This is a genomic window from Oceanospirillum multiglobuliferum (assembly GCF_900167095.1).
Classification (GTDB): domain Bacteria; phylum Pseudomonadota; class Gammaproteobacteria; order Pseudomonadales; family Halomonadaceae; genus Oceanospirillum; species Oceanospirillum multiglobuliferum.
Map to the genome: position 1 here is coordinate 29,095 of NZ_FUXG01000020.1, position 25,970 is coordinate 55,064.

The window sequence follows — 25,970 nt, forward strand, 5'->3', positions numbered from 1 at the left end:
TAAAAGGGGGAGCCAACAGGTTCCCCCTTTTTGTCTGTCGTTGTTAAACCTTGTTCTTGCTGGTAAACATGGGTGATTAGTGCCTGTTGTGAATAAATAGAGTGCTCAGGTTATGTTTCGTTTTTTGAATTTACTGCTGCTATTGATCATTGTTTTATTACAAGTGCGCTTGTGGTGGGGCGATAATAGCTTGCCTGAAAGCTGGCAACTTGAAGCTCGTATTGAAGAGCAGCAGAAAGTAACCGAGGCATTAGCCGCACGCAACGCTCAGCTAGCAGCCGAAGTACGAGACCTACGTAGCGGCCTAGATGCGATTGAAGAGCGCGCCCGTTATGAACTCGGCATGGTGCGTAAAAATGAAACTTTTTACCTGCTGATTAACAGTACTGTGCCTGAAAATGCATCAACAGACTCAACATCGAGTACTAATGCCAGCAATACAAATACAAATACAAATACCAACACAGACTCAGTTTCCAGCATCAAACCCAGCCTAGAGATCACCCATGAGCAATAAACTTTGGTGGTTAGTACCTGCCGCAGGTGTTGGCTCTAGAATGCAAGCCGATCGCCCCAAGCAATACTTGCCTCTGATGGGCAAAACCATTTTAGAACAGACCTTGCAGCGACTCAGTCAGGCTTGCCCAGAAGCTGGGCGAGTCATCTGTTTGAACCCAGATGATCCCTATTGGCCAGAGGTTGAACACTATGGTTTTCAGCCCGTTGTAGGTGGACAAGAGCGCTGTGATTCTGTCTTAAACGGTTTAAAAGCGATTGCTGATCAGGCGCAACCCGATGATTGGATCTTGGTACATGATGTGGCACGACCATGTGTCAGAAGTTCAGATATTCACAACCTCATTCAACAACTTAAGAGTGATGCTGTGGGTGGTATTTTAGCGCTGCCTGTTGCCGACACAATGAAACGCGCAACCCCCATTAAAAATGGTTTAGCAGAAATTGACCATACGGTAGACCGCCAACAGCTTTGGCATGCACTAACCCCCCAGATGTTTCGTTATCACAAACTACGGGACAGCCTAGAGCGCGCACTAGCCGCACAAGCCACCATAACGGATGAAGCCTCAGCATTAGAATGGGCAGGTTTTACACCTAAACTAGTTGCAGGTCAGCGTGACAATATCAAAGTAACACAGCCTGATGACCTTTATTTTGCTGCGCTTTTTCTGAGCCACCAACATTCAACTGACCCGCACAACGGTAACGATTAAAGAGAGGGATTGATGCGTATTGGACATGGTTTTGACGTACACAAATTTGGCGAAGGCGACCATATCGTGATAGGGGGCGTATCTATCCCCTACACACAAGGATTAGTGGCACACTCTGATGGTGATGTACTGATTCATGCCCTTTGCGATGCACTGTTGGGCGCCGCTGCTTTGGGAGATATTGGTAAACATTTTCCCGATACAGATCCTGCCTATGCAGGCGCAGATAGCCGTGAATTATTACGTAAGGTGGTACAGCTTCTAGGCAGAAACGGTTGGCAAGTCGTCAACATTGACAGCACCATTGTGGCGCAAGCCCCTAAAATGGCACCGCATATTGAGCAGATGTGCCAAAACCTTGCACAAGACCTACGGATTAATTATAGAGCGGTGAATGTTAAAGCCACCACCACGGAACAACTGGGCTACACCGGACGCAAAGAGGGTATCGCTGCTCACGCAGTGGTGTTATTGCAGTCTGCTGACACTAAATAAAATTGAATATTGAGACTCGTATGACCAGTCAAACTGATGTGACCGATGTGAATGCAGCTTCTGATACAGCATCAGAAATACCGCCCTGCCCATTGTCTTTAGACTTTCCTTACGCCTGGGGTGGGCCTGCGGGCACTGCACAGCTACGAGCCAAACCTGAAGACTTTCAAGTTGAAGAACTATTAGGTTTTGAACCTGAAGGTGAGGGCGAACATCACTTTTTATGGATTCGAAAAGTGGGCAACAACACCGATTGGGTGGCACGTCATTTGGCACGCTTTACCAATGTCAGCTATTCCGCTGTGGCTTATTCCGGCCTGAAAGACCGACATGCGGTGACGGAGCAATGGTTCAGCGTACACATACCCGGCTTAATCACACCAGACTGGTCACAGTTTTGTGTTGAAGGCGTTGAGATTTTAAAAGCGATTCGTCACCGCAAAAAGCTGAAACGGGGCGTACATCGCGCCAATAAATTCCGCATCTGTCTCCGTAACTTCCAAGGGGATCGTGACGCTGCCGAACAGCGTTTAGATCATATCGCCACTCAAGGTGTTCCGAACTATTTTGGCGAACAACGTTTTGGCCGCAATGGTAACAATCTAAACAAAGCGTGGCAGCGAGTGGCCACGGGTCAAAGTTTAAAGCTGAGCAAGCGTGATAAAGACAACAAAGCGATGCTGCTATCCTCATTACGTAGCTGGCTGTTTAACCGTGTGCTAGCGGAACGTATTGAGCAAAAAAATTGGAACCAATGGTTAGCAGGCGACATAGCGACTTTCTCAGGCAGCCGCAGCCAGTTCAATGTAGAGTCAGGTGATCAAGAGCTACAAACCCGATTACAAGAAGGCAGTGTACACCCTACTGGCCCAATGTGGGGGGCAGGTGAAGCTCGGATCACGGAAGAGGTTTTAACCTTAGAGCAGCAAGTGGCTTCGGCTTACCCAGAAGTTATTGAGGGTATTGCCAGCGCAGGCTTAAATCATGAGCGCCGTGGTTTACGACTGATTCCAGAACATCTGCACTGGGATTGGCAAGAGCAAGATCTAACCTTGTCATTTGTACTACCGGCAGGTGCATTTGCAACTTCAGTACTACGCGAACTTGTTGACTGGCAGGGCGTTGAAATCGAGCTAAGCGAATAATCCCCTTTTGTAATGGATTCAGCTGTAATTTAGGACAGAGCGACAATGAAACTTTTGTTATCCAATGACGATGGTGTAAGGGCTGAGGGGCTAAAAGTGTTGGCGCAACGTTTAGCCGAAGAAATTGAGGTTGAACGTATTACGGTTGTAGCACCTGACCGTGATCGCAGTGGTGCCAGCAACTCTCTGACGCTGAGTCGACCGCTTTGCCCTGAGCAGATGGAAAACGGTTTTTACAGCATTGATGGCACACCCACTGATTGCGTCTATATGGGTTTGTCTAAGCTGTTTAACTCACAAGCAGACCTAGTGATCGCAGGCATTAATCATGGCGGTAACTTAGGGGATGATGTGCTGTATTCCGGTACGGTTGCCGCTGCTACAGAAGGGCGCTTCTTAGGAGTCCCCTCCATTGCGGTTTCTTTGGTAGGCAAGCAGCATTTTGCTACAGCGGCTGAAGTAGTGGTTAAAGTGCTACGCCGTTACCAAAATTTAGCATTACCCACAGGTACTATTTTAAATATCAATGTACCTGACTTGCCCTTTAATCAGTTAAAAGGGATTCGCCTGACACAGCTAGGACATCGTCATCAAGCAGGCGAGCCTGAAGCAGTCAAAGACCCTAGAGGCAAACTACGTTATTGGATTCCAGCGGCAGGCTCCATACGAGATGCAGGCCCAGAAACTGACTTTTATGCGATAGAGCAAGGTTACGTCAGCATTACCCCCTTGCATGTGGACTTAACCCATCAAGCTGCGGTAAAACCCCTCGCGCAATGGTTAGACGGCTTGATTGGAGAGATTGGATGAGAGACAAGTGGAACCTACAAGGCATAGGGATGACCTCTCAACGTACACGAGATCGCATGGTGGCACGTTTACGAGAGCAAGGTATTACCCATGCTGAGTTACTACAAGTAATGATACGCTTACCCCGACATATCTTTATTGATGATGCCTTGTCCCATCGCGCCTATGAAGATGTCTCTCTGCCAATTGGTTTTCAGCAAACCATCTCCCAACCTTGGATCGTGGCTAAAATGACGGAATTACTGCTGGAACAGCCCGAGCGCCCAAAGCGAGTACTTGAGCTGGGTACTGGCTCAGGTTATCAAACCGCTGTACTAGCGAGCTTATTTGCACAAGTGTTCAGCATTGAGCGTATCGGCTCATTCCAAGATAAAGCCCGCGCACGCTTTAGCGCCCTAAAACTAAATAACATCACCCTGAGGCATGGTGACGGCTATCAAGGTTGGCCTGCAAAGGGTGAGTTTGATGCCATTTTAATTACGGCAGCTCCTGAATTTGTACCTGAAGCCTTGCTAGAGCAGTTAGCCCCTAATGGCTGCATCATTCTGCCGCTAGGGGCTGAACAACAAAAGCTTGTGCGAGTTACTAAAACAGAATCGGGCAGCCAAATCGAAACTATTACCGATGTGAAATTCGTACCTTTAGTGGCAGGAGTCGCTTAACTGTGAATGCGCAACAACAGATCCAAATATTCTTTAAAGGCATGGCCATGGGAGCCGCAGATGCAGTACCCGGTGTCTCAGGCGGCACAGTTGCCTTTATTACGGGGATTTATGAACAACTACTGGCCTCAATTCGCAGTATCAACCCTACTTTAATTTCAGTATGGCATCGTGAAGGCTTTAAAGCCGTTTGGCGCAAAATTGATGGGCAATTTTTAAGTACCTTATTAGCGGGTATCTTAAGTAGCATTTTGCTACTGGCGCATTTGATTAGTTATTTACTACTGAATCATCCCGTGCTGCTCTCGGCCTTCTTTTTTGGTTTAGTGCTGGCATCCGTAATTTTAATTTATCGGCAAATAGAAGGCCGTACTTTACTCACCTCTATTGGTTTAATCCTAGGTGTAATACTGATGAGTCTCATTAATCAGCTTATGCCGAGCCTAAGCGTTGATCAGCCTTGGCAAGTTGTGTTGGCGGGCGCTATCGCTATCTGCGCCATGATTCTTCCCGGTATTTCAGGCAGTTTTTTACTTTTAGTGATGGGTATCTATGGTGGCATTATTCAGGCGGTTAAGAGCTTTGATTTCTTGGTGTTAGGTCTATTCGCAACGGGCTGTGTGCTGGGTATTTTAAGTTTTTCACACTTGCTAGGCTGGCTATTCAATCGCTTCAGAGCGATGACGCTAGCAGTCTTGACGGGGGTATTAATCGGCTCTCTACAACAGATCTGGCCTTGGAAACAAATGGTGTCTTATAAGCTAGGACGTCATGGTGAGGCCGTGCCCATTGCTCAAACGAATATCTTTCCATCAGAGTTTACTCTATTAACAGGGGCAGATGCCCAATTACTGCCAGCATTGCTGATTATGCTGCTAGGATTTGCTCTGGTTTTAGCATTTGAATTGAAATCTGACAGAAAAAACTAATCTATTGATTATTTTTTCCATACCTCCTATCCCTATGATCTTTCAGATTAATTACCCTATATTAGAGTAGATAGTCTGGAAGACTCATTATCTTAATCATATCTTTTTTTAACTCCTTACAAAAAAGTGTTTGCTAAAGTTCATACCTTGGTAGTAGCTTATTAGTCAGTTAGACGCATTGGTCACAATGTAATAGCTACTGTGAAGCATCCCTTTTTTCGGCCATTAGGCTTAGACTTTAAGCCCTTCAGCCCAGAAGCTTCGCAAAAGACCTCATAAAAAAATAGTGTGTAAATGTCTGACCTTAAAGGTCAAACAAGGCCAGTCATTGGTCGGTTGTGACATTGTTTTCTACACCGGACGTGGCGCTCACAACACCCAGTTTAGGGCCTGATAAATAACAACAAAGCCAGTATTTTGTTTTCAAACCTTGAAACAGTATATATGGCTCAGGACGTGGGAATGCAGCTATGACTACTTTAGAGAAAGACTTCATCACCGATGAAATAGATTCAGAACTAGAACTTGACCTAGTAGATGATTGCGACGATATAGATGACGAGCAAATGTCTGCCTCAGAAGCCGAAGAGGCTTTCGAACGTGCTCTCGAACGCGAAGACAAAACAGAGAAAAGCCTTGATGCCACTCAGCTTTATTTGAATGAGATCGGGTTTTCCCCTTTGTTATCACCTGAAGAAGAGGTGTTCTACGGTCGTCTGGCTCGTAAGGGTGATGCCGCTGGCCGCCGCCGTATGATCGAAAGCAATCTACGTTTGGTGGTTAAAATTGCCCGCCGCTATTTGAATCGAGGACTAACCCTACTAGATCTTATTGAAGAAGGTAATCTTGGTCTTATTCGTGCCGTTGAGAAATTCGATCCAGAGCGTGGTTTTCGCTTCTCAACCTACGCTACTTGGTGGATTCGTCAAACCATAGAACGCGCACTAATGAACCAAACTCGCACCATTCGCTTACCCATTCATGTCGTAAAAGAACTGAATGTCTACTTGCGGGCAGCGAGAGAGCTGACTCAAAAGCTAGACCATGAAGCAACCCCAGAAGAGATCGCAGAAGCACTAGATCGCCCCGTTGAAACTGTGAAAAAAATGCTGGGTTTGAATGAACGCGTCACTTCTGTTGATTATCCAGCAGGTAGCGATGTTGATCGCCCTCTGATAGAGACCATCGCTGACTCAGAAGATATGGACCCCGCCCAGACACTGCAACGTAATGATTTCAGTGAACATATTGATATGTGGTTAGGTGAGCTCAGCGAAAAACAATCAGAAGTAGTAGTACGTCGTTTTGGTCTGCATGGTTATGAACCATCAACGCTAGAGGAAGTAGGCGATGAAATAGGTCTAACTCGCGAGCGTGTGCGCCAAATCCAAGTAGAAGCACTACGTCGTTTACGCCGAATTATGGAAAAGCAAGGTCTATCCATTGACTCAGTATTTGATAACTGAAGCAATACACTTAGCTTCCAACCTCTAAAACCACGCTAATCTGAGCGTGGTTTTTTTATGCATGCTACCCAGAGTTCTTGCCCCAAAATCATCTAATGGCAGTTTAGCCTATGCTTTGTAAGAGATTGCCTACAAAAGCTTACGACAATGTCAGTTATTTCAGTTGTTATTATGCCTTCCTCTATAAGATAAAAATATTAAATGCTTAAAATTCAAACAGTTATAAGAGCAAAGGCTTTCTACCGTTGTTCAACAAGTAGAAACTAATGGTTTTAGACTGATTTTTAATTTTTAGAATTTGTTAAAGTGACTGGGCGCTAAGGAAAACAGTGCAGCCGGACAAGATGTTCGGTAATGGAGATAACACGGGATTATGGATCTAGAGTGACAGACAGGGATGCTAGGAAGCAATGTCATAGGAGTGTCACAGGGAAAGCTTAGGATAAGCTAGCAGTCAGGATAGATTGCAATGGAAAGGAGTTACGACGGATCGTAATTCAGGTGGGCTAGGATGCTTACTAAGGATCAATGGATAGGAACGGCCGACAAGGAACGCAGGAGCAACAGTCAACAGGATGCCGAAGGAGTCAACTCAGGATGAGTTGTGATCAAGGAATAGGTCACAAAGGGATTATAGGGCGGCTAGGCCGCCCTTCTCATTTCTCAAGTGTATAACGCTCTACCTACCTTTATGCCTTCATACCAACTATTACTCACACTCACAACCTGCGTCTAGTACTTCACTCCAAGTGCCTTTGCCTTGTTAGCAATGTTATCAGTCAACAAGTTCTCTGCTATTTGTGCCTTTGAGTAATAGCGTTCCAATATCTCATAATAAGTGCCATTCGCTAGAATAGTGTCCAAACCTTGATTAAATTTTTCGATTAGCCCTGTTTGGTTTTTGTGAAAAACCAAACCAATGGGTACCGTCAAGATTGGTTTTTTCACCGTGGTAAACTTATTTACACTGTCAGGAAAGAGCTTGCCAATCAAAGCCCAACCAGCAGTTTCACCACCAATAGCAAAGTCTATACGATCCGCATTAAGCATTCTAAAGTTGAGTTCTAGCTTGCTGACCCACTGAATATTTAACCCCGCATCAGTTACCACTGGCGTAGTTGAACTGCCACGAACATTGCCAATATTATAAATCTGAAGCTCACTCAAGGCTTGATAAGCAATGTCTTTCTTGAAGGTGCTTTTTTTATAAAACAGCATAAAGTGAATATTAAACAGATTCACCACCTCAACAAGATCATCAGCTTTATCTTTAATAAACCAATTAATGGAACCAAGATTAGCAGGATGCCTTTCAGTGACTACGGACTCGACACTGCGAATCATTGGAATATAGTCAAATTCTATTGTCACACCTGCAGCCTTAAATGCTGCCTCGGTCAGATCACTAGCTACACCATAGCCTTTGCCCGGTATTTTTTCAGACTGAAAAAGAGGCGGGTACTCTATGGTAGAAAGGCGAATGGCGCTATTGGCAAAAGTTGTCGCACTGTAGCTCAACAACAGCAGCAAAACTAAGTGCGCTTTTTTTATTAAGGACATTGTTACCCTAGTATTTAGAGGTTTTCTTATTTTTTCACCTAAATCAAGATAGCACAGTCATGCGCTAAAGTGCCCAAGTTTAACCGACATCACAACGCAAGTGGAATATGCAGACTGAATGTTGTGCCTTTGTCCAGCTCACTTGAAACCTCTACATGGCCGCCAACGCCTTGTACCAATCCATGTACAATGGATAAACCAAGGCCTGTGCCTTCGCCAACGGCCTTAGTGGTATAAAAAGGTTCAAATAATCGCTCTATTTGATGAGCAGCTATACCGCTACCTTGATCTGTCACGCTAAGCAGTGCCATCTTGCCCTTTTGCTCTAATCGAACTTGAATCACTCCCCCTTGGCTATTGTAACTATCCTCTGCATTGGTAATAAGCGCCAATGTTATATCAGCAATTTGACTTGAACTTAATGCGACTGGGCAAGGTTGATCTGTAAGATCAAAGCTAAGTTTACTCTGCATAGAAAGAGCTGCGCGATAAAGCAACTGGTGTTGATCTAGCTCTTTTTGCAGGTCATATACTTCTGTTTCAGCAAGCGGCTCCTGTCGACTAAACCTTAATAGCTCACCTAACACATTGTGGGCATTATTAGCTGCCAGTAATATTTTCTCCATAAAGGGCTGTAACGGGCTGTCTGATGGTAACTGTTTTTGCGCTAAGCGAGACAATGTCATGATGGGCTGCAAATAGTTATTTGCTGAATGTGCAACACCTCCAGCTAACGTTCCCAGTGATTGGATTTTTTGTGCATGCGCCAACTCACGTTCCAATTTCAGACGGTAGGTCATCTCTTTTTTGAGCGCTTGTGCTTGATAGTACGCATTGAAGGCAAAAGTGAACGCACTCGTGATTAAAGCTGACAGGGCTGCCATGATCAGTTCATCTAACTCCCAGTCTTCGTGGGTACGAGAGAACTCATATACAGTTTCAAACGTTTCTATTTCGATCAATACAACACTTAAAAAGATGAAAACGCCGACTGCAATAATGAATTGTTTCCGATTACTAAGACCCGATACTGGGTGTTCCGTTTGCGATGACATAGGGCTAGCTCCTTGAAGTCAACGAGGGAAATAAATAGGGTAATTTTATTTTTACGTAAAAAAAGCGACCAGAGTCGCTTTTTTTACAGGTAATTAGAGAACCCGCTAAACAAAAGCACCAAAACCAACCGCTTTGCGCAATTGTGCCATCAGTGGAGAAGCATGATCACGGGCTTTTTCAGCACCTTTTTTCATAACCTCTTCAACATAGCCCATATCATTCATCAATTCGACATAACGAGCGCGCGGCGCTTGAATCTGACTATTCACCAGTTCAAACAGCTCATTTTTCATCTCGCCCCAGCCAATTCCATTTTCATAACGTAAACGCATATCTGCCACTTGTCCCTCATCCGCAAATGCCTGCCAGATTTGGAACAATGTGCAACCTTCCGTTTCTTTTGGCTCACCTGGTTCTAATGAATTGGTTTTGATTTTACGAATCAGCTTCAACAGTTTTTTCTCTGGCTCAAACAACGGAATGGTGTTGTTATAGCTTTTACTCATTTTACGACCATCTAAGCCGTTCAGCACTGCAACACTTTCTTCTATGCGTGCCTCTGGCAGTTTGAAGAATTGGCCTTGATAGATATGGTTAAAGCGCTGCGCCACATCTCGTGCCATCTCAATATGCTGAATTTGATCACGACCTACAGGTACATCTGTTGCATTAAACATCAAAATGTCAGCTGCCATTAATATTGGGTAGCTGAACAGTCCCATCGTGATGCCTTTATCAGGATCTGCACTGCTATCAGCTTCATTTTCTTGCACTGCTGCTTTATAGGCGTGGGCACGATTCATTAAGCCTTTGGCACAGACGCAAGTTAGCAGCCAAGTCAGCTCTGTAATTTCAGGCACATCAGACTGACGGTAAAACACGGCATTGTCTGTGTCTAAGCCTAGGGCAAGCCAAGTCGCTGCGATCTCACGACGAGACTCTTGTACACGCTGAGGCTCATGGCATTTAATCAGCGCGTGTAAATCTGCCAAGAAATAAAACGATTCATTATTGGCATCACGGCTGGCTTCAATCGCAGGGCGAATCGCGCCCACGTAGTTGCCCAAGTGAGGGGTGCCAGTGGTGGTGATACCGGTTAGAACGCGACGCTTTTCAGCAGATTGTGTTGTTGTAGTGTCCATGCTCATATCTTGTATTAAATAAGTAAAATCAATCAGTAACGATTAAAGCGTTATGCTAACAGCGTTTGCGGCACGCTTGGCTTTTTCAATGGCAAGCTCAATGCTGTTATCCAGTGCAAGTGCCACACCCATACGGCGCTCGCCTTGTACTTCAGGCTTGCCAAATAGGCGCAGCTGAGTATCAGGCTCGGCCAAGGCCGCTGATAAATTACCAAAACAGGTTTGTGTTGAATGCCCTTCAACCAAAATCACAGCAGAGGCCGATGGGCCAAATTGACGAATACTTGGAATCGGCAAACCCAAAATAGCACGTGCGTGTAGTGCAAACTCTGACAAATCTTGTGAAATCAATGTCACCATCCCTGTGTCATGCGGACGTGGTGAAACTTCACTGAAATACACTTGATCCCCTTTCACAAAGAGTTCAACACCAAATAAGCCTCTACCGCCTAGAGCATCCGTAATGGCTTGGCCGATACGCTGTGACTCTGCCAGTGCGGCTTCAGACATCACCTGTGGCTGCCAAGACTCTCGATAGTCACCTTTTTCTTGGCGATGACCAATTGGCGCACAAAAACTAGTGCCGCCTGCATGACGAATGGTGAGTAGGGTAATTTCATAGTCAAAATCAACAAAGCCTTCAACGATGACTTTACCTGCACCTGCTCGACCACCCGCTTGAGCATACTCCCAAGCCTGATCAGCATCAGCAGGGGTTTTAACTACGCTTTGCCCCTTACCTGAGCTAGACATAATCGGTTTAACAACACAAGGCGTACCCACCTGTTCAATGGCGGCCAAATATTCAGCTTTTGTGCTGGCAAAACGATAAGGTGACGTGCTTAAACCTAGAGTTTCTGCCGCTAAACGACGGATACCTTCACGGTTCATCGTTAACTGTGTAGCACGAGCGGTAGGCACTACCGTGAAACCCTCTTGCTCTAAGGCCGCCAAAGTATCGGTGGCAATTGCTTCAATTTCAGGCACGATCAAATGAGGCTGCTCTTGCTCAATCACCGCCCTTAAAGCATCTCCATCTAACATAGAGATCACATGACTACGGTGAGCCACTTGCATGGCAGGCGCATTGGCATAGCGGTCAACCGCGATGACTTCACAGCCCAAGCGCTGAAGCTCTATCACCACTTCTTTACCTAACTCTCCAGATCCGCACATTAAAACACGGGTGGCAGTTGGACTAAGTGGTGTACCAATGCTGGTCATAACAGATTCCTTTATCGTTAGTGCTTTTGGCTGTATATCAAGGGGAGGTTGTACAACCGTTTGGATCAAAAATTAGGTATCACATATTACAGAAAGGCTTTATCCAGTTCTGCACGACGTTGGCAGCTATTTAAGACCTGCTGCTTTTGTTCCTCTGTATAACGATTCCACTCACGAATTTCGTTACCATCACGATAACAGCCAATGCAAAAACCCTTTTCATTTAGCGCACAAATACTAACGCAAGGTGAGGCGACAGAACGTGGCTTCACAAGCTTTGTGGGCTCTGGTTGGACGTTATTCAAACTCACAGTAACTCCAGCGAAGCGATGAATGCTTCAACCTATTAAATCAATTCCTTAGAGGATACTTGTCCACAAATTAAGATCGAGCCTTAAGCTGCTGACGGTATCGGGCGCTATTATGCACATAATGGGCTGCGCTGGCTTCTAACATAGCGTATTGGCTGTCATTGATTTGACGTTTGATCATTGCGGGTGCACCTACAACCAGTGAGCCATCTGGAATCACCATACCCTCTTTTACGACAGCCCCAGCACCAATAATGCAGTACTTGCCAATTTTAGCGCCGTTTAATACCACTGCATTCATGCCAATTAGGCTGTAATCACCCACCTCACAGCTGTGCAGCATGACCTTATGGCCAATGGTGACACCTTTGCCTAATATCAGAGGTTGATTATCGTCAACATGCAACACAGAGTTGTCTTGAATATTCGTTTGTTCGCCAATAACGATCTGATCATTATCAGCCCGAATTGTGACGTTAAACCAAACGCTGGCTTGATGGCCTACTTTGACTGAGCCGATCAGGTCTGCGCTGGGCGCAATAAAGTATTCATCGGTATCAAATTGAACGCTACGTTCACCTAAGTCATAAATCATGAGCAATCCTTGGGTTGTATTGGGTTGTTATTGCCTGTTTTTTATTTTTCGTTAGTTAGCCTAGTCACTGACACGGCGATGTTTACTAGGCTCTAAGTGACGCAATTTACTGCCTTTAGGTGGTGCTTGATGTAGAGATATTGAGCTGTTAAACCCTACTCGTAGTAAATCGACCAACATCATGGCTGACAATCCCCAAATCACATATTCGCCAAATAGGTAACTCGGCACATAAATAGCAGAATTCCCTATTGGAATTACGTCTGTATGCTCGCGCTGATCGGCCAGAAAAAATGAGAGCGGCACACGGAAAATAGCATCAAGCTCATCAGGGTTAGGTGTTAATTCAACCGTTTTTGGTACTATACCAATCCAAGGTGTAACCCGTACCCCCATATGAGAAACAACTTGATTCAAACGCCCAACAATCTGCACTTGATCTGCTTCTAGGCCAACCTCTTCATGGCTTTCACGCAGTGCCGTCGCCATTAAATTAACATCTGTCTTATCTTTCATACCACCAGGGAAAGCCACTTGGCCCGAGTGACTGGAAAGGTGAGAAGCACGACGGGTTAGAATGATCTCAGGATCATGCTCATTGTCGGTGAGTGCGATAAGCACTGCGGCATCTGGGTGAGCCCCTTTGATGTTAATGGGTTTGTAGCGGTCAATATTTTCTTTAAGTTGTTGTAATTTCACGGTGAATCCTTGGGCTTATATCTGATACTTGAGCGCAGTTTGCGCAGTGTTCACCTAACTGACTTAAATGCATCATATTGATATCTTAAGCAATAAACGAGAGGGGTAAAAGTTTGACACTAGTCAATGGTGATATTCTGCCGTATTCTTTTGCTTGAGCACTTACACTATTACACTATAGCTTGCCAATTACGCACTTCTAAGCGCTTCAACTGAGGCCATTTAAAGGATGTCTGGATGAATTTTTGTAGTGACTGTGGCCAACCCGTTCGAGTTGGTATCCCTGATGACGACAACCGCCCGCGCCATATTTGTGACCACTGCAATACCATTCACTATCAAAACCCAAAAATTGTTGCCGGCACGATCCCCGTTTATGGCGATAAAATTTTGCTCTGTAAACGTGCCATTGAACCCCGTCACGGTTACTGGACATTACCCGCAGGTTTTATGGAAAACCATGAAACCACTGCCGATGCAGCATGGCGTGAAACTTGGGAGGAAGCCCAAGCCAAAGTGAATATTCAACAGCTTTATATGCTGATTGATACCACTGTGATCAGTCAGGTTTACATGATCTTTTTAGCTGAGCTACCTGAGCCTATTTTCAGCTCTGGCCCTGAGAGTTTAGAAGTAGAGCTGTTTAGTGAAGACGAAATACCTTGGTCTGAGCTGGCCTTTCCCACCATAGAAAAAACCCTACGCTGTTATTTTGAGGATCGCAAAAAAGGCCAATTTCCGCTGCATCAATGTGATATTAGCAAAGAAGATCGCGACCGTTTTTATGCTGCGGAGAAACAAGCGCAACATTTGTCATAATCCAGCAACTGATCAACAACCTGCATTTATGCTGCGTGGTGCTAATGAAAATTAGCGCCAGCTGTGATACAGATAGAACTCACATTTTATGTGCACAATAACAATAAAATAGATAAGAGTTCCAAATGCAGCAGCCAACCCAACACCTGACCTTGCCTAGTCGTCAAGATCTGCTTGATCAACTAAGATTCGACCCTGAGAACGGTAAAATCTGGCTCGCAGAGCACCGCTCATTATTGCTGGGTATCTCCGCAATGGGCAGCTTCCGCAAAGAGATTATCTCAACCATGGGGCAAGCCCGAGCGAAAGGCTTTTTTATGCGCTTGGGCTATTATTCCGGTCTGAAAGACGCAGAGCTTGCGTTACAAGTACGCCCCAATAGCACCCCAGAAGAAGCTTTTTTAACTGGCCCCCAACTGCATTGTTTACGGGGCATGGTGAAAGCTATTCCGATCTGTTTGGAAATGGACGTCGCGAACCAACACTTCTATGCAGAGTTTGACTGGGAAGATTCATTCGAGGTCGAAATCTGCCAAACAGTACTGGGCCAATTAGAAGAACCCGCCTGTTGGATTTTACTGGGCTACGCCTGCAGCTACTCCAGCCAATTTCTAGGCCAAGAGATTCAATTCCGAGAAGTTGAGTGTCGAGGCAAAGGTGATCACCGCTGCCATATCATCGGCAAACCAGCCCATGAATGGGAGGATCATGAATCCTTTCGAGAGCTATTTAGAGAAGCCCCTTTAATTGATGAACTCTATGCACTGCAATCACAAATTGCCGCATTAGAAGAGCGCCTTCCTCCTAGCCCTGACACGCCTACAACTATCGGCTCTGCCCCACCTTTTACCAGCGCCTTACAAATGATAGACAAAGGCTCTGATTCTGATGTCACCATGCTGCTTTTAGGTGAAACAGGTACAGGTAAAGAGGTATTAGCACGTCGTATTCATAGCATGAGCCCAAGGCGTGACCAGCCATTTATCGCTGTAAACTGCGCTGCAATTCCACCAGAATTAATCGAGTCTGAACTTTTTGGCGTGCAAAAAGGCGCGTTTACTGGGGCGACACAAAATCGTATTGGTCGTTTTGAGCGCGCACATCAAGGTACTATTTTCTTAGATGAAGTGATTGAACTGACCCCAAGGGCACAAGCAGCCTTGTTACGTGTATTACAAGAGGGTGAACTAGAACGTGTCGGTGATAGCGTTCTACGTAAAATTGATGTGCGAGTGGTGGCCGCAACCAATGAAAACTTAGCGCAAGCCGTTGCAGAAGGGCGTTTCCGCGCCGATCTGTTTTATCGTATCAATGCTTACACGGTAATCATCCCGCCTCTACGAGAGCGCAAAAACGACATCCCCTTATTGGCAGAGCATTTTCGTAAACGTTATGAAGCCCGTTATAAGAAAAAGAGTCTCGGTTTAACTGATCGCGCAATGGCTGCATTAGTTGCTTACGATTGGCCGGGTAATATTCGCGAATTAGAAAACACCATCGAACGGGGCGTCATATTAACCGACAACCATCAGTCAATCAGTGAGCAAAGCCTGTTTCATTACCACTCACCTTTTAAACAAGCGATACCTGAGACCAGTCAGCAGCAACTGAATGATCAAAGTGGACGCCTAGAGTCGGTACAAAGCGCCCTACCTTCTGCGACAGAGCTGATAGCACAACAAGTGTTAAACCAAGAGATCGACTTAAACCAGCTTGAAGAAGCTATTTTGCGCGCGGCAATGTCCCAACACGACAATAATGTCTCGAAGGCTGCTCGTGCTCTAGGGTTAACCAGACCTGCGTTAGCGTATCGTTTGAAAAACAGGCTATCAGATAAAACTTAACCACAATTGCTAGCTTAAAGATAAACCAAGAATTAACCGTTCAATATTTTCGGCAAATTCAATGTGCTTTCACCCAAAACCACGAACAAAATAAGAACAAAGTGTTTTAAACGTATCAATATGAATATCACACATGCGGATTATCATAAATTTCACTGTGCATTCGGTCGGGCGAATCGTTACAATTGTCGATTAATTTTAGCTCTATACATTACGCTATCATTTACGACTACTGCACTGAGTACGTAATTTCACGTAAGCGTAGACTGAACTGAGCATTGTTAGACTTGTTTTGACCGTCAATTTTTACATTTCAGGTTAAGAATTGGCTATTTAAGTAGGCATAGTGCGTCCTGCTTTCAGGGGTCGAGCGGGTTATCGGAATAACCTGCCTGCTTGGCCAATCTCCTATCTAAAAATCCCCTGAGGGTAAAAAGAACCATGAGCGAATACTCATTATTTACTTCTGAATCTGTTTCTGAAGGCCATCCAGATAAAATTGCTGACCAGATCTCTGATGCGGTACTTGATGCAATTATTGCAGAAGATAAATACGCCCGTGTTGCCTGTGAAACTATGGTGAAGACGGGTGTGGCGATTGTATCGGGTGAAATCAGCACTTCCGCTTGGATCGATTTAGAAGACCTAGTGCGTGGCGTGATCAACGACATCGGTTACACCTCTTCTAATGTTGGTTTTGACGGCAGCACTTGCGGCATCATCAACCTGATTGGTAAGCAGTCTGTTGACATCGCACAAGGTGTTGACCGTCAGAAGCCTGAAGATCAAGGTGCAGGCGACCAAGGTTTGATGTTCGGCTATGCATCTAACGAAACTGAAGTACTGATGCCAGCACCAATCACTTTTGCCCACCGCTTGGTTGAGCGTCAGGCTGAAGTGCGTAAAAACGGTCAGCTGCCTTGGTTGCGTCCAGATGCTAAATCTCAGGTCACTTGCCGTTATGAAAATGGCCGTGTATCTGCCATTGACGCTATCGTGTTGTCGACTCAGCACAACCCAGAAGTCAGCCAGAAAGACCTGCGTGAAGCGGTAATGGAACTGATCGTTAAGCAAGAGATTCCTGCTGAACTGCTGACCAAAGACACTCAGTTCCACATCAACCCAACAGGTAACTTCGTGATTGGTGGCCCAGTGGGTGACTGTGGTCTGACCGGTCGTAAGATCATTGTGGACACTTATGGCGGTATGGCGCGTCATGGTGGTGGTGCATTCTCTGGTAAAGACCCATCAAAAGTAGACCGTTCAGCTGCTTACGCAGGCCGTTATGTGGCGAAGAACATCGTTGCAGCAGGTCTTGCCGACCGTTGTGAGATCCAAGTGTCTTATGCTATTGGTGTTGCGCTGCCTACTTCTGTGTCAATCAACACTTTTGGCACGGGCAAAATCTCTGACGAGAAGATCATTGCGTTGGTGAACCAACACTTCGACCTACGTCCATACGCCATCACACGTATGCTAGATCTATTGCACCCAATGTACCGTGCTACCGCAGCTTACGGTCACTTTGGTCGTAACCCATTTGAAATGACGGTAGGTGATGACACCTTTACTGCATTCCCATGGGAGAAAACGGATAAAGCTGAAGCACTACGCGCGGATGCTGGCTTGTAATTCCTTCGAATTACAACGTTAAAAGCTAAACCCCAAAGCAGGAGCCAACCTCCTGCTTTGTCGTATCTGATTATTCATGAAAGTTGGCTACACTGTTGATCAGTTCACCTACTTTCACATCCTGTTGAGGGGCGCTGCAACGGAGTTTTCTCCGCTACGCTCAACAAGATGCCAACTTCATTTGCAAGGGCGCCCATTCTTCCGAATGGAGAATCTGATGAGCTTCACAGACTATAAAGTTGCTGACATCACACTTGCAGACTATGGCCGTAACGAAATTCGTATTGCTGAATCTGAAATGCCTGCGTTGATGGCAATTCGTAAAAAATACCAAGCCGAACAGCCTTTAGCGGGTGCTAAAATCATCGGCTGCATTCACATGACGATTCAAACCGCCGTGTTGATTGAAACGCTAGTGGCATTGGGTGCAGAAGTCCGTTGGTCATCGTGCAACATCTTCTCAACACAAGATCACGCTGCTGCTGCAATTGCGGCCAGCAATATTCCTGTCTTCGCTTGGAAAGGCGAAACAGAGGAAGAGTATGAGTGGTGCCTAGAGCAAACCATCAACAAAGATGGCGCACCTTGGGACGCTAACATTCTGCTAGACGACGGTGGTGATTTAACCGCACTGATTCACGAAAAATACCCAGAGATGCTCAATAGCATCCACGGTGTATCAGAAGAGACCACAACTGGTGTTCACCGTCTGATCGAGATGATGAAAAAAGGTACGCTTAAAGTGCCTGCGATCAACGTGAACGATGCTGTGACCAAATCTAAAAATGACAACAAATACGGCTGCCGCCACTCGCTAAACGATGCGATTAAACGTGGTACTGACCACCTGTTGTCAGGCAAAAAAGCCCTCGTGATCGGTTACGGCGATGTGGGTAAAGGTTCTGCGGCGTCTCTGCGTCAAGAAGGCATGATCGTTTCGGTTACAGAAGTTGATCCTATCTGTGCAATGCAAGCCTGCATGGACGGTTTTGAAGTGGTATCTCCGTTTAACAACGGCGTATACGACGGTACTGATGCGTCAATCAACAGCGCACTGTTACAGAAAACTGACCTGATCGTGACCACAACAGGTAACTACAACGTCTGTAACGCCAACATGCTGAAAGCCCTGAAAAAAGGTGCTGTGGTGTGCAACATCGGTCACTTCGATAACGAAATCGACACCGCATTTATGCGCAAAAACTGGGCTTGGGATGAAGTTAAACCGCAAGTACACCGTGTATTCCGTGACACCAAGCCGGGCGAAGCGATCAACCTAGACAGCAATGATTATCTGATCCTGCTATCTGAAGGTCGTCTGGTTAACCTAGGTAACGCAACAGGCCACCCATCACGCATTATGGACGGTTCTTTTGCTAACCAAGTATTGGCGCAGATCCACCTGTACAAAGCAGGTTTTGCGAATCTACCTGCGGCAGAAAAAGCAGCTCACATCACCGTTGAAGTGCTGCCTAAGCAACTAGACGAAGAAGTGGCTCGTTACATGGTTGAAGGTTTCTGCGGTGTAATCACCAAACTGTCGGCTGAACAAGCTGACTATATTGGTGTACCTGTTGAAGGCCCATTCAAGCCAGAAAGCTACAAGTACTAATCAGCGTTTTAATGTGCTGATACCACACTGAAGACCACAGCCCCGCCTAAAAACGGGGCTGTTTTTCTATCTGCCACTCAAACGCAACACTCAAAAATCGGCCAGTTGTTTGGTCAACTCAAAGGCCGATATGGCTTGGCAGCCACTACAGTTTTGACCTGCCCATAAAGGCGAGAAATCACTGCTGCCGTTCGCCTCTGCCGCTTGTCTGAGTGCGGTAATAGCCGCTCCTGCCAATGGGAAAGCGGGCACCTTAGAATTGAGGCAACCCAGTTCGCGCATCACTCGATTGACAATGCCCCGTGCGGGGCGGCCTGAGAATAGGTTGGTCAATGCCGTGTGTCGTGCTTGCTCACTTTTCAAAGCTTGTCGATGTAACGCAGTGGTTTTGGCTTCGGTACATAATAGATAAGCCGTTCCAATTTGCACGGCACTGGCACCTAAGGCTAAAGCCGCTTTAACACCTTTGGCATCTGCGATGCCGCCCGCCGCAATCACCGGAGCGTCCAAGGCTTGAACCAACTGCGCCACCAACGCAAAGGAGCCCATTTGTGTGCTGATTTGATCGGTTAGAAACATACCCCGATGCCCACCAGCCTCTAAACCTTGGGCGATTACGGCATCTGCACCATTGGCTTGCAGCCAAAGCCCCTCTTCCACCGTCGTGGCGCTAGACAATATGAAACAGCCTGCGGCTTTTACTTGTGCAAGTAAATCAGGGGCAGGTAAACCAAAATGAAAACTGACCACCTCAGGCTTAAACGCTGAGACCAAGTCGGCAGTGTGTTGATTAAAGGGTTGGCGATTGGCGGCAGCTAGTGGGCTGCGAGGGTCTAAGCCAAGTTCAGAAAAGTAGGGCGTTAATAGTTGCAGCCACTGCTGTTCAGCCTCTGCATTTGGCTCTGGCGGGGTATGACAAAAAAAGTTGAGATTGATGGGTTGTTTCGCTGCCTGAATCTGCAACAGCTCAGCCTCAATTTGCTCTGCGCTTAACATCGCACAAGGTAACGCACCCAAGCCACCCGCGCGGCTGACGGCAATGGCTAACTCACTGCCTTGTACGCCCGCCATCGGTGCCTGAAAAATAGGACTTCTGACGGCCAGCCATTCCGGTAATAACGCCATTGTGATATGCCTCAAGTGAATGTATTGAAAGGTGCAGACTATGCTAGGCTAACCTTCATGAAAAATGAATTATCAAGAATATTGCATCAGGAATTGAGATGGCGTTAAACAATTTAGATTTGGATGCGTTAGAGATCTTTCGTACCGTGGCCGTTGAAGGCGGCATCACCAAGGCGGCGGAAAAGCTGCATCGAGTGCAGTCCAATATCAGCACCCGCATCATGCAACTTGAGCAGCGTTTGAATACCACGCTATTTCACCGCATCAATCGCAAACTGGAGCTGACCACAGAAGGTCGCCAACTCTTAATCTATACTGACCGTTTATTGCAATTAGCTGAAGAAACCGAAGCCAGTTTTCGCACTGATCAGATCAGCGGTATTTTTCGGCTCGGCACAATGGAAAGCACCGCTGCCGCGCGCCTACCTGAACTGTTATCACAATATCATCGGCAACACGCACAAGTGCGGATAGAACTGGTCACAGACACCACCGCAGGCTTAATTGAACAAGTTCAAAATTACGGCCTAGATGCGGCTTTTGTGGGCGAACCAGTCAATTCTGAACAGCTGGACAGCCTAGTGGCTTTTGAAGAAACCTTGGTACTGATTACGGCTAAAGAAAAAGGCTTTCAACAAGCCAAAGATGCCATTCAAGAAAACCTGATCACCTTTAGAAGCGGCTGCGCTTATCGCATGTATTTTGAAAACTGGCTAGCAGACGAAGGCATGAGCGCCCGCAACTCAATGGAGATGAGCTCTTACCACGCCATCACCGCCTGTGTTGCCGCAGGCACAGGCATTGCCGTAGTGCCAGAATCGGTACTCAGCGTATTGCCCGCCAGCACCAATATTGACCGCTTTGCCCTGCCGCCACAGTTTGCCAAAGTGCGCACCTTGCTTATCTGGCGCAAGGATTATCAATCTGGCAAATTAGAGAGCCTGAAACAGTTGGTGCGAGGGCTGTCACTAAAACGTTGCCATGACAAGAGAGCTGTAAACCATGAACAATATTAAAATGCCAGAAGCGCTGCATGAAGTGTTTGGTGAAACCCAGTCTGTCGTCGAAATTGCAGGCACAGCACTCTTTGCCACAATAGGTACGTTGCTGATTTATTTCCAACTGTACCGCCCAATTGCTCAAGACAGCCTCTGGATGATTATCTTAGGCTTTATTTTAATCGCCGATGTACTCGCAGGTTGCATTGCCAACTTCAGCCGAGGCACCAATCAATTTTATGCCACAAGACCCAAAGCGCGATTGGTGTTTATCGCAATCCACCTGCATCTGTTAGCAATCGCTTGGCTGCTTTCGGCTCCACTTGAATATGCGCTGATGATTTGGGCTTACACCATAGTCTCTGCCCTAATCGTGAACACCTTAAAGGGTCATCCTCTACAGCTGTTTATGGCCGCAAGCCTGATGTGTAGTGGATTGTTCTTGCTGATGTTGTTACCTCTGCCCACTTGGTTTCTAGTCACCAGTGTGTTTTTTATGATCAAAGTGATGTTCAGCTTTGCAGTGGATCATTATCAAACGGAGGTTTAGAGGCGAAATGCAATCAGCGACCTATTCAGGCCGCTGATTGATCAAGTGTGTTATGACAACAACACTACCCGTTTAGTTAGTCACGATCACTCGAATCCCTTCGATATACACCCGAGCATTTTCAATCGCTTGAGCAACCGCTAGATATTCTAGTTCTAGAGCGCGCACTTCAATTTCACGAATCGAAGGGTTCACTTCTTTCAGGGCTTTGATGCGTTCCAGCTCTGGATAAAGCAGCGATTGCATTTTCAGTTGTGCGGCTTCAACCACGGTTGGCAGGTGGTCGTTGGCCAGCTCTTCGGCTTTGTCGACAAGGCTGCGAATCTGCTCTTGGCGCAGTTTCACCACGTCACGGGCGATGGCGCGTTTCAGTTTGCTCAGTTTTGGCGACAAGCTTTCAAAACTGACTTTTGCCCCTAGATCATTACCGCGAACATCCAACAAGAAACGTAGAGTGGTCGGCGGTAGATAGCGGCCAATGTGCAGGTGTTTAGGTGCGGAACAGCGAATGCTGGCTAGCACTTCTAACAGCAAAGTGCCTTCTGGTAGTGCTTTGGTTTTAAACAGACTCACCGCGTTGTTGCCTAGACCACCTGCGATAATTTGATCTTGCAGGGCGCGTACAAAGGGATGTTCCCATGTGAAGAATTGCAGGTCTTCACGCACTAGGGCAACGGGGCGCTGAGTGGTCATGGAAAACCCTTCTTCGTCATCCAACCCCGGTAGGTCGCTGTTCATCATGTGCTCGCCAGGAGTTAGGTGCCAACTGCTTGAACTGGTTTCGTCAATGTTGACACCGAACATATCCAAGGCGCTTTCTAGCCAGTTTTGTAGCGGTTCGGGCTGGTCTTGTTCTGCAATGGCAGCAACGAGCTGTTGTGCTTCATAAGGGCGGCAAGCGTTGCGCTCTAACAAACGGTCACGACCTGCGTGCATGGCGGCATTCAGCACTTCGCGACGCTCTGTGGTGGCCTGCATCAAACCTTGCAGGGCATCGATGTCTGCGCTGCTGATTTGAGATTTCAGCAGATCTCCAAACTCGGCAAATAGGGCTGAGGCAGCAGGACAAGGCGCGGTAAAGGCGGCTAAGCCTTGATCGTACCAATCCAGTAACACTTGCTGACCTGTACCTTCAAAATAAGGCACATGAATTTGAATATCATGCTGCTGACCAATTCGATCTAAACGACCAATCCGCTGTTCTAGCAGATCAGGGTTAGCAGGCAGGTCGAAGAGTACAAGGTGGCGTGCAAACTGGAAGTTACGGCCTTCACTGCCGATCTCAGAGCAGATCAATACTGGTGGGCCTGCCTCATGGTCAGCAAACCAAGCCGCAGCACGGTCACGCTCTAAGATGCTGAGACCTTCATGGAAAGCGGGAGCATGAATCCCTGTGTCCACTTTTAAAGCTTCAGACAATGCCATTGCGCTGGTCGCACTGTGGCAGATCAATAGGGTTTTATCGCCTTTGTTTTGCTCTAAATGATCTAACAGCCAGTGGAAGCGCGGGTCATGGTCGCACCAATCATTTTGATACTCATACTGTTCAGGTGTCAGCTGAGTGGCCAGCTCTGGCACACTGAACGCCACTTCGTAAACCTCAGGGACTTCTAAGGCATGGCGGTGCAGTTGGCGCGCTTTAAAGCCTTTAACGGTGTCACGTGTGTTGCGGAACAAAACGCGTCCTGTTCCATGACGGTCGAGCAATTGGCTTTGTAACTGGCTGCGGGCGGAGAGTTTTTGCGCCTCATCAGCGTCAGATTGCTGTAATAAAGCCAGCAGGGCTTGAGCATCAGTTTCAGGCAATAGGGCGCTAATGGCTTTGGTTTGCTTAGCGCTGAGCGTGTCTTGATCCAGCGCCTCTAAAGCTTCAGCAATCGGTTGATATTGCTGTTCTTCTTGCTCGAACTGGGCAAAGTCGTTGTAACGCTCAGGGTCTAACAAACGCAGGCGGGCAAAATGGCTGCTTTTGCCGAGTTGCTCTGGCGTTGCGGTTAACAGCAACAAGCCTCCGGTTTCCGCCGCAAGGGCTTCAATGCATTGGTAGGCCGCACTTGGGGCGGTTTCGCTCCACTCTAAATGGTGTGCCTCATCCACCACCAGCATATCCCATTGGGCGGCTACGGCTTGTTGGTGTAATTCTGGGTGGTCGGTCAGCAGTTCAAGACTACAAATAATCAGCTGTGCTTGTTCAAAGGCATTTTGGCCGGGATATTGTGCGGCACGCTCGTAGTCGTACAGACTGAACTGTAGGTTAAAGCGGCGCAGCATCTCCACCAGCCATTGGTTTTGTAGCGACTCTGGCACCACAATCAGCACACGCTCGGCTCGGCCACTGAGCAGTTGTTGGTGCAATATTAAGCCTGCCTCTACGGTTTTGCCCAAACCCACTTCATCAGCCAATAACACCCGTGGCGCATAACGACTGGCAACGGTGTTGGCGATATAAAGCTGGTGCGGAATCAATGCCATACGCGCACCGCTCAAGCCCTGAATCGGTGCGGTGGCTTGTTGACCTGCGTTCAGTAAAGTCTGATAACGCAGGTTAAACCAGTCATTGCGGTCAATTTGTCCCGTTAATAAACGGTCTTTCGCTTTTTGGAAACGAATGTGATTGCTCAGATGAGACTCAGGCAGTTCTGCCAAGCGGCCATCTGAGTGTAGGCCGATATAGGTTAATAAACCTTGCTGCTCTTCTACTTCGCTGACGGTTAACAGCCAACCTTCGTGACTTTCAACCTGATCACCCGCACCAAACGCGACCCGAGTTAAAGGGGCTGATTTGGTGGAATAAACGCGAGTTTCGCCGGGGGCAGGAAACAGAACCGTTACACTGCGCATATCGCAGGTCAGAATAGTACCTAAACCTAGGTCATTTTCTGCGTCACTGATCCAACGTTGACCGGGAATATAAGGCAGCATGCACACCTCTTAAAATGGCTAATGGCTATAGGGCTAAACACATCACAGAATTAGACTGCGGGGGCAAAAAAAGGGCGCTATGGTAACAGGATTTGCCCCTGAATCCCTAAGTATAAAGCGGATTAATCGTAAGCCTGTATTGATCTATTTTACCCTGTGGATAAATTAGCCGCGTCAAAGTCAAGCAAGGCACAATAGATCAATTTACAATGCCAAGTGTAGAACGAGTCGTTTAGTATTCAACTCTTAAATTCTAAGTTTCAACACTGACAAATATGGCTGCAAAGATCGGGGTGCTTAACTGATGGCAAAATCTCACTCAACAACTGGTGCTATGATTGCATTCTCAACACTGTTTGCACTGTCAGGCTGTACCAGTATGGGTACGATTACAGAGCAGCAGTTAAGTGATGCTCAGCTAATGCAAGATGTATTAGTGCAAGACGCCATTTTGCGCCAAGTCAGCCAAGAGTGTATGCGAGTTCAACCCACCACCATGCCACTGGCTTATGAAACACAGGCATATTGGTGGCAAAAAAATGGCGACTGGGTGATTCTGGCCGATCAGAGTATCAACAAACTGGTCTTGGATTCGGTTGAAAGAGTACAAGCACCCGAGGAAACAACCTTAGGCTTATCCGTGACATTGCAAGTTTCATTGCTGGCTCAACAGCAGCGTGATCAGTTGATTACAGAGCAGACCAGTGCTGAAACCTGTACCAGCCTGCTCAACGGCTATCGTAATGGCGACCACGACCTTGCACAAAACAGCTTGTTGTCTGAACATCTACCCCGCTTGAAAGCATTGGCGCAAGAGTATTATCCACCTAGTTTTTCTGATGCAAGTGAACTACTGCAAAGCCATGACCGCTCGCAGTTTATTGCCGAGCGCTTAGCACAAAAGACCCTGTGCGAGCAGGTGCGTGTTACTGCACTGGTACGCCAATGGCCAAGAGAAGTGTACAACGCAGACTGCGGTGCGGGACGGCAATACTTATTGAGCTGCCAATGGGGCGAGTGCCGGATAACATTGTGACTGCTCCCCGCCCTTTCGGGCGAGGCTTCCAACTTCTCAGGCAGCAACCGGCGCGTGGCCGGATTTACGCAAGCCTCCATTGGCAGGAACCGACAGTCCTTCGGCC

Annotated in this window: 24 protein-coding genes and 1 riboswitch; of the genes, 15 read left to right on the forward strand and 9 right to left on the reverse strand. The window is 46.9% G+C overall.

All coding sequences use genetic code 11. From position 1 onward, the window contains the following. Positions 1-112 precede the first annotated feature (112 nt). From ftsB to rpoS, 8 genes are all read left to right on the forward strand, one after another. A complete protein-coding gene (gene ftsB, locus B5D26_RS12780; protein WP_078746115.1) occupies positions 113-517 on the forward strand; it encodes a cell division protein FtsB in 405 nt (134 codons plus the stop codon). Then, the gene (gene ispD, locus B5D26_RS12785; protein WP_078746116.1) at positions 507-1,232 is read left to right on the forward strand and encodes a 2-C-methyl-D-erythritol 4-phosphate cytidylyltransferase; all 726 of its coding nucleotides are present in this window, start codon (positions 507-509) and stop codon (positions 1,230-1,232) included. The genes ftsB and ispD overlap by 11 nt, the downstream gene beginning before the upstream one ends. A 12-nt stretch (positions 1,233-1,244) precedes the next feature. Next, complete coding sequence (gene ispF / locus B5D26_RS12790) at positions 1,245-1,727, forward strand: 2-C-methyl-D-erythritol 2,4-cyclodiphosphate synthase (RefSeq protein ID WP_078746117.1); 483 nt, start codon at positions 1,245-1,247, stop codon at positions 1,725-1,727. A 20-nt stretch (positions 1,728-1,747) separates the two neighbouring features. After that, a complete protein-coding gene (truD, locus tag B5D26_RS12795) occupies positions 1,748-2,872 on the forward strand; it encodes a tRNA pseudouridine(13) synthase TruD (protein ID WP_078746118.1) in 1,125 nt (374 codons plus the stop codon). Between the two features lie 45 nt (positions 2,873-2,917). Next, complete coding sequence (gene surE, locus B5D26_RS12800; RefSeq protein ID WP_078746119.1) at positions 2,918-3,682, forward strand: 5'/3'-nucleotidase SurE; 765 nt, start codon at positions 2,918-2,920, stop codon at positions 3,680-3,682. Then, positions 3,679-4,344: a protein-L-isoaspartate(D-aspartate) O-methyltransferase gene (locus B5D26_RS12805; RefSeq protein WP_078746120.1), complete on the forward strand. Its 666-nt coding sequence runs from the start codon at positions 3,679-3,681 to the stop codon at positions 4,342-4,344. The genes surE and B5D26_RS12805 overlap by 4 nt, the downstream gene beginning before the upstream one ends. 2 nt (positions 4,345-4,346) lie before the next feature. Further along, positions 4,347-5,273: a DUF368 domain-containing protein gene (locus tag B5D26_RS12810; RefSeq protein ID WP_200810678.1), complete on the forward strand. Its 927-nt coding sequence runs from the start codon at positions 4,347-4,349 to the stop codon at positions 5,271-5,273. Positions 5,274-5,743: 470 nt separating this feature from the next. Beyond that, entirely contained in the window at positions 5,744-6,739 is a 996-nt protein-coding gene (gene rpoS / locus B5D26_RS12815; RefSeq protein ID WP_078746121.1) for an RNA polymerase sigma factor RpoS, read from the forward strand. Between the two features lie 732 nt (positions 6,740-7,471). Here the strand turns inward: rpoS and B5D26_RS12820 are convergent. The 7 genes from B5D26_RS12820 to B5D26_RS12850 all read right to left on the reverse strand — a co-directional run bounded on the left by B5D26_RS12820 (position 7,472) and on the right by B5D26_RS12850 (position 13,326). Continuing rightward, a complete protein-coding gene (locus tag B5D26_RS12820; protein ID WP_078746122.1) occupies positions 7,472-8,299 on the reverse strand; it encodes a substrate-binding periplasmic protein in 828 nt (275 codons plus the stop codon). A gap of 89 nt (positions 8,300-8,388) precedes the next feature. After that, on the reverse strand, positions 8,389-9,354 hold the full coding sequence (locus B5D26_RS12825) for a sensor histidine kinase (protein ID WP_078746123.1): 966 nt from the start codon (positions 9,352-9,354) through the stop codon (positions 8,389-8,391). 105 nt (positions 9,355-9,459) lie between these two features. Beyond that, complete coding sequence (locus B5D26_RS12830) at positions 9,460-10,497, reverse strand: tryptophan--tRNA ligase (protein ID WP_078746124.1); 1,038 nt, start codon at positions 10,495-10,497, stop codon at positions 9,460-9,462. A 42-nt stretch (positions 10,498-10,539) separates the two neighbouring features. Continuing rightward, positions 10,540-11,721, reverse strand: a complete 1,182-nt coding sequence (purT, locus tag B5D26_RS12835; RefSeq protein WP_078746125.1) for a formate-dependent phosphoribosylglycinamide formyltransferase — start codon at positions 11,719-11,721, stop codon at positions 10,540-10,542. A gap of 86 nt (positions 11,722-11,807) precedes the next feature. Next, the gene (locus B5D26_RS12840) at positions 11,808-12,032 is read right to left on the reverse strand and encodes a DUF1289 domain-containing protein (protein ID WP_234985298.1); all 225 of its coding nucleotides are present in this window, start codon (positions 12,030-12,032) and stop codon (positions 11,808-11,810) included. A 70-nt stretch (positions 12,033-12,102) separates the two neighbouring features. Beyond that, a complete protein-coding gene (locus B5D26_RS12845) occupies positions 12,103-12,627 on the reverse strand; it encodes a gamma carbonic anhydrase family protein (RefSeq protein WP_078746126.1) in 525 nt (174 codons plus the stop codon). Positions 12,628-12,687: 60 nt separating this feature from the next. Next, positions 12,688-13,326 (reverse strand): CoA pyrophosphatase, encoded by a 639-nt coding sequence (locus B5D26_RS12850; RefSeq protein ID WP_078746127.1) that lies wholly within the window; start codon positions 13,324-13,326, stop codon positions 12,688-12,690. 237 nt (positions 13,327-13,563) lie between these two features. Here B5D26_RS12850 and B5D26_RS12855 point away from each other — a divergent pair, with 237 nt between their 5' ends. The 4 genes from B5D26_RS12855 (at position 13,564) to ahcY (ending at position 19,233) form a co-directional block, all read left to right on the forward strand. Further along, on the forward strand, positions 13,564-14,145 hold the full coding sequence (locus tag B5D26_RS12855) for an NUDIX hydrolase (RefSeq protein ID WP_078746128.1): 582 nt from the start codon (positions 13,564-13,566) through the stop codon (positions 14,143-14,145). Between the two features lie 125 nt (positions 14,146-14,270). Then, positions 14,271-15,989, forward strand: coding sequence for a sigma-54-dependent Fis family transcriptional regulator (locus B5D26_RS12860; RefSeq protein WP_078746129.1), 1,719 nt, complete (start codon positions 14,271-14,273; stop codon positions 15,987-15,989). Positions 15,990-16,430: 441 nt separating this feature from the next. Next, complete coding sequence (metK, locus tag B5D26_RS12865) at positions 16,431-17,621, forward strand: methionine adenosyltransferase (RefSeq protein ID WP_078746130.1); 1,191 nt, start codon at positions 16,431-16,433, stop codon at positions 17,619-17,621. A 120-nt stretch (positions 17,622-17,741) separates the two neighbouring features. Then, positions 17,742-17,823: riboswitch (S-adenosyl-L-homocysteine riboswitch) on the forward strand. Between the two features lie 15 nt (positions 17,824-17,838). Then, the gene (gene ahcY, locus B5D26_RS12870; protein WP_428838712.1) at positions 17,839-19,233 is read left to right on the forward strand and encodes an adenosylhomocysteinase; all 1,395 of its coding nucleotides are present in this window, start codon (positions 17,839-17,841) and stop codon (positions 19,231-19,233) included. Positions 19,234-19,323: 90 nt separating this feature from the next. Here ahcY and B5D26_RS12875 read toward each other — a convergent pair whose 3' ends face one another. Continuing rightward, complete coding sequence (locus tag B5D26_RS12875; protein WP_078746132.1) at positions 19,324-20,358, reverse strand: NAD(P)H-dependent flavin oxidoreductase; 1,035 nt, start codon at positions 20,356-20,358, stop codon at positions 19,324-19,326. Between the two features lie 98 nt (positions 20,359-20,456). On the opposite strand from B5D26_RS12875, the gene B5D26_RS12880 reads away from it, so the two are divergent. Together B5D26_RS12880 and B5D26_RS12885 are read left to right on the forward strand one after the other, a co-directional pair. Then, complete coding sequence (locus B5D26_RS12880) at positions 20,457-21,374, forward strand: LysR family transcriptional regulator (RefSeq protein ID WP_078746133.1); 918 nt, start codon at positions 20,457-20,459, stop codon at positions 21,372-21,374. Then, positions 21,361-21,906 (forward strand): hypothetical protein, encoded by a 546-nt coding sequence (locus B5D26_RS12885; RefSeq protein ID WP_078746134.1) that lies wholly within the window; start codon positions 21,361-21,363, stop codon positions 21,904-21,906. The genes B5D26_RS12880 and B5D26_RS12885 overlap by 14 nt, the downstream gene beginning before the upstream one ends. 72 nt (positions 21,907-21,978) lie before the next feature. Here B5D26_RS12885 and rapA read toward each other — a convergent pair whose 3' ends face one another. Then, the gene (gene rapA, locus B5D26_RS12890; RefSeq protein ID WP_078746135.1) at positions 21,979-24,828 is read right to left on the reverse strand and encodes an RNA polymerase-associated protein RapA; all 2,850 of its coding nucleotides are present in this window, start codon (positions 24,826-24,828) and stop codon (positions 21,979-21,981) included. Positions 24,829-25,132: 304 nt separating this feature from the next. On the opposite strand from rapA, the gene B5D26_RS12895 reads away from it, so the two are divergent. Next, positions 25,133-25,864: a hypothetical protein gene (locus tag B5D26_RS12895; protein ID WP_078746136.1), complete on the forward strand. Its 732-nt coding sequence runs from the start codon at positions 25,133-25,135 to the stop codon at positions 25,862-25,864. The last annotated feature ends 106 nt before the right edge of the window (positions 25,865-25,970 follow it).

What these genes read in the sequence shown, in the direction of transcription:
- ispF (WP_078746117.1), top strand. Translation starts at nt 1,245, where the DNA reads ATGCGTATTGGACATGGTTTTGACGTACACAAATTTGGCGAAGGCGAC.
- B5D26_RS12885 (WP_078746134.1), top strand. Translation starts at nt 21,361, where the DNA reads ATGAACAATATTAAAATGCCAGAAGCGCTGCATGAAGTGTTTGGTGAA.
- truD (WP_078746118.1), top strand. Translation starts at nt 1,748, where the DNA reads ATGACCAGTCAAACTGATGTGACCGATGTGAATGCAGCTTCTGATACA.
- surE (WP_078746119.1), top strand. Translation starts at nt 2,918, where the DNA reads ATGAAACTTTTGTTATCCAATGACGATGGTGTAAGGGCTGAGGGGCTA.
- ispD (WP_078746116.1), top strand. Translation starts at nt 507, where the DNA reads ATGAGCAATAAACTTTGGTGGTTAGTACCTGCCGCAGGTGTTGGCTCT.
- ahcY (WP_428838712.1), top strand. Translation starts at nt 17,839, where the DNA reads ATGAGCTTCACAGACTATAAAGTTGCTGACATCACACTTGCAGACTAT.
- ftsB (WP_078746115.1), top strand. Translation starts at nt 113, where the DNA reads ATGTTTCGTTTTTTGAATTTACTGCTGCTATTGATCATTGTTTTATTA.
- purT (WP_078746125.1), bottom strand. Translation starts at nt 11,721, where the DNA reads ATGACCAGCATTGGTACACCACTTAGTCCAACTGCCACCCGTGTTTTA.
- B5D26_RS12830 (WP_078746124.1), bottom strand. Translation starts at nt 10,497, where the DNA reads ATGGACACTACAACAACACAATCTGCTGAAAAGCGTCGCGTTCTAACC.
- B5D26_RS12875 (WP_078746132.1), bottom strand. Translation starts at nt 20,358, where the DNA reads ATGGCGTTATTACCGGAATGGCTGGCCGTCAGAAGTCCTATTTTTCAG.
- rpoS (WP_078746121.1), top strand. Translation starts at nt 5,744, where the DNA reads ATGACTACTTTAGAGAAAGACTTCATCACCGATGAAATAGATTCAGAA.
- B5D26_RS12820 (WP_078746122.1), bottom strand. Translation starts at nt 8,299, where the DNA reads ATGTCCTTAATAAAAAAAGCGCACTTAGTTTTGCTGCTGTTGTTGAGC.
- B5D26_RS12860 (WP_078746129.1), top strand. Translation starts at nt 14,271, where the DNA reads ATGCAGCAGCCAACCCAACACCTGACCTTGCCTAGTCGTCAAGATCTG.
- rapA (WP_078746135.1), bottom strand. Translation starts at nt 24,828, where the DNA reads ATGCTGCCTTATATTCCCGGTCAACGTTGGATCAGTGACGCAGAAAAT.
- B5D26_RS12895 (WP_078746136.1), top strand. Translation starts at nt 25,133, where the DNA reads ATGGCAAAATCTCACTCAACAACTGGTGCTATGATTGCATTCTCAACA.
- B5D26_RS12845 (WP_078746126.1), bottom strand. Translation starts at nt 12,627, where the DNA reads ATGATTTATGACTTAGGTGAACGTAGCGTTCAATTTGATACCGATGAA.
- B5D26_RS12805 (WP_078746120.1), top strand. Translation starts at nt 3,679, where the DNA reads ATGAGAGACAAGTGGAACCTACAAGGCATAGGGATGACCTCTCAACGT.
- B5D26_RS12825 (WP_078746123.1), bottom strand. Translation starts at nt 9,354, where the DNA reads ATGTCATCGCAAACGGAACACCCAGTATCGGGTCTTAGTAATCGGAAA.
- B5D26_RS12855 (WP_078746128.1), top strand. Translation starts at nt 13,564, where the DNA reads ATGAATTTTTGTAGTGACTGTGGCCAACCCGTTCGAGTTGGTATCCCT.
- metK (WP_078746130.1), top strand. Translation starts at nt 16,431, where the DNA reads ATGAGCGAATACTCATTATTTACTTCTGAATCTGTTTCTGAAGGCCAT.
- B5D26_RS12880 (WP_078746133.1), top strand. Translation starts at nt 20,457, where the DNA reads ATGGCGTTAAACAATTTAGATTTGGATGCGTTAGAGATCTTTCGTACC.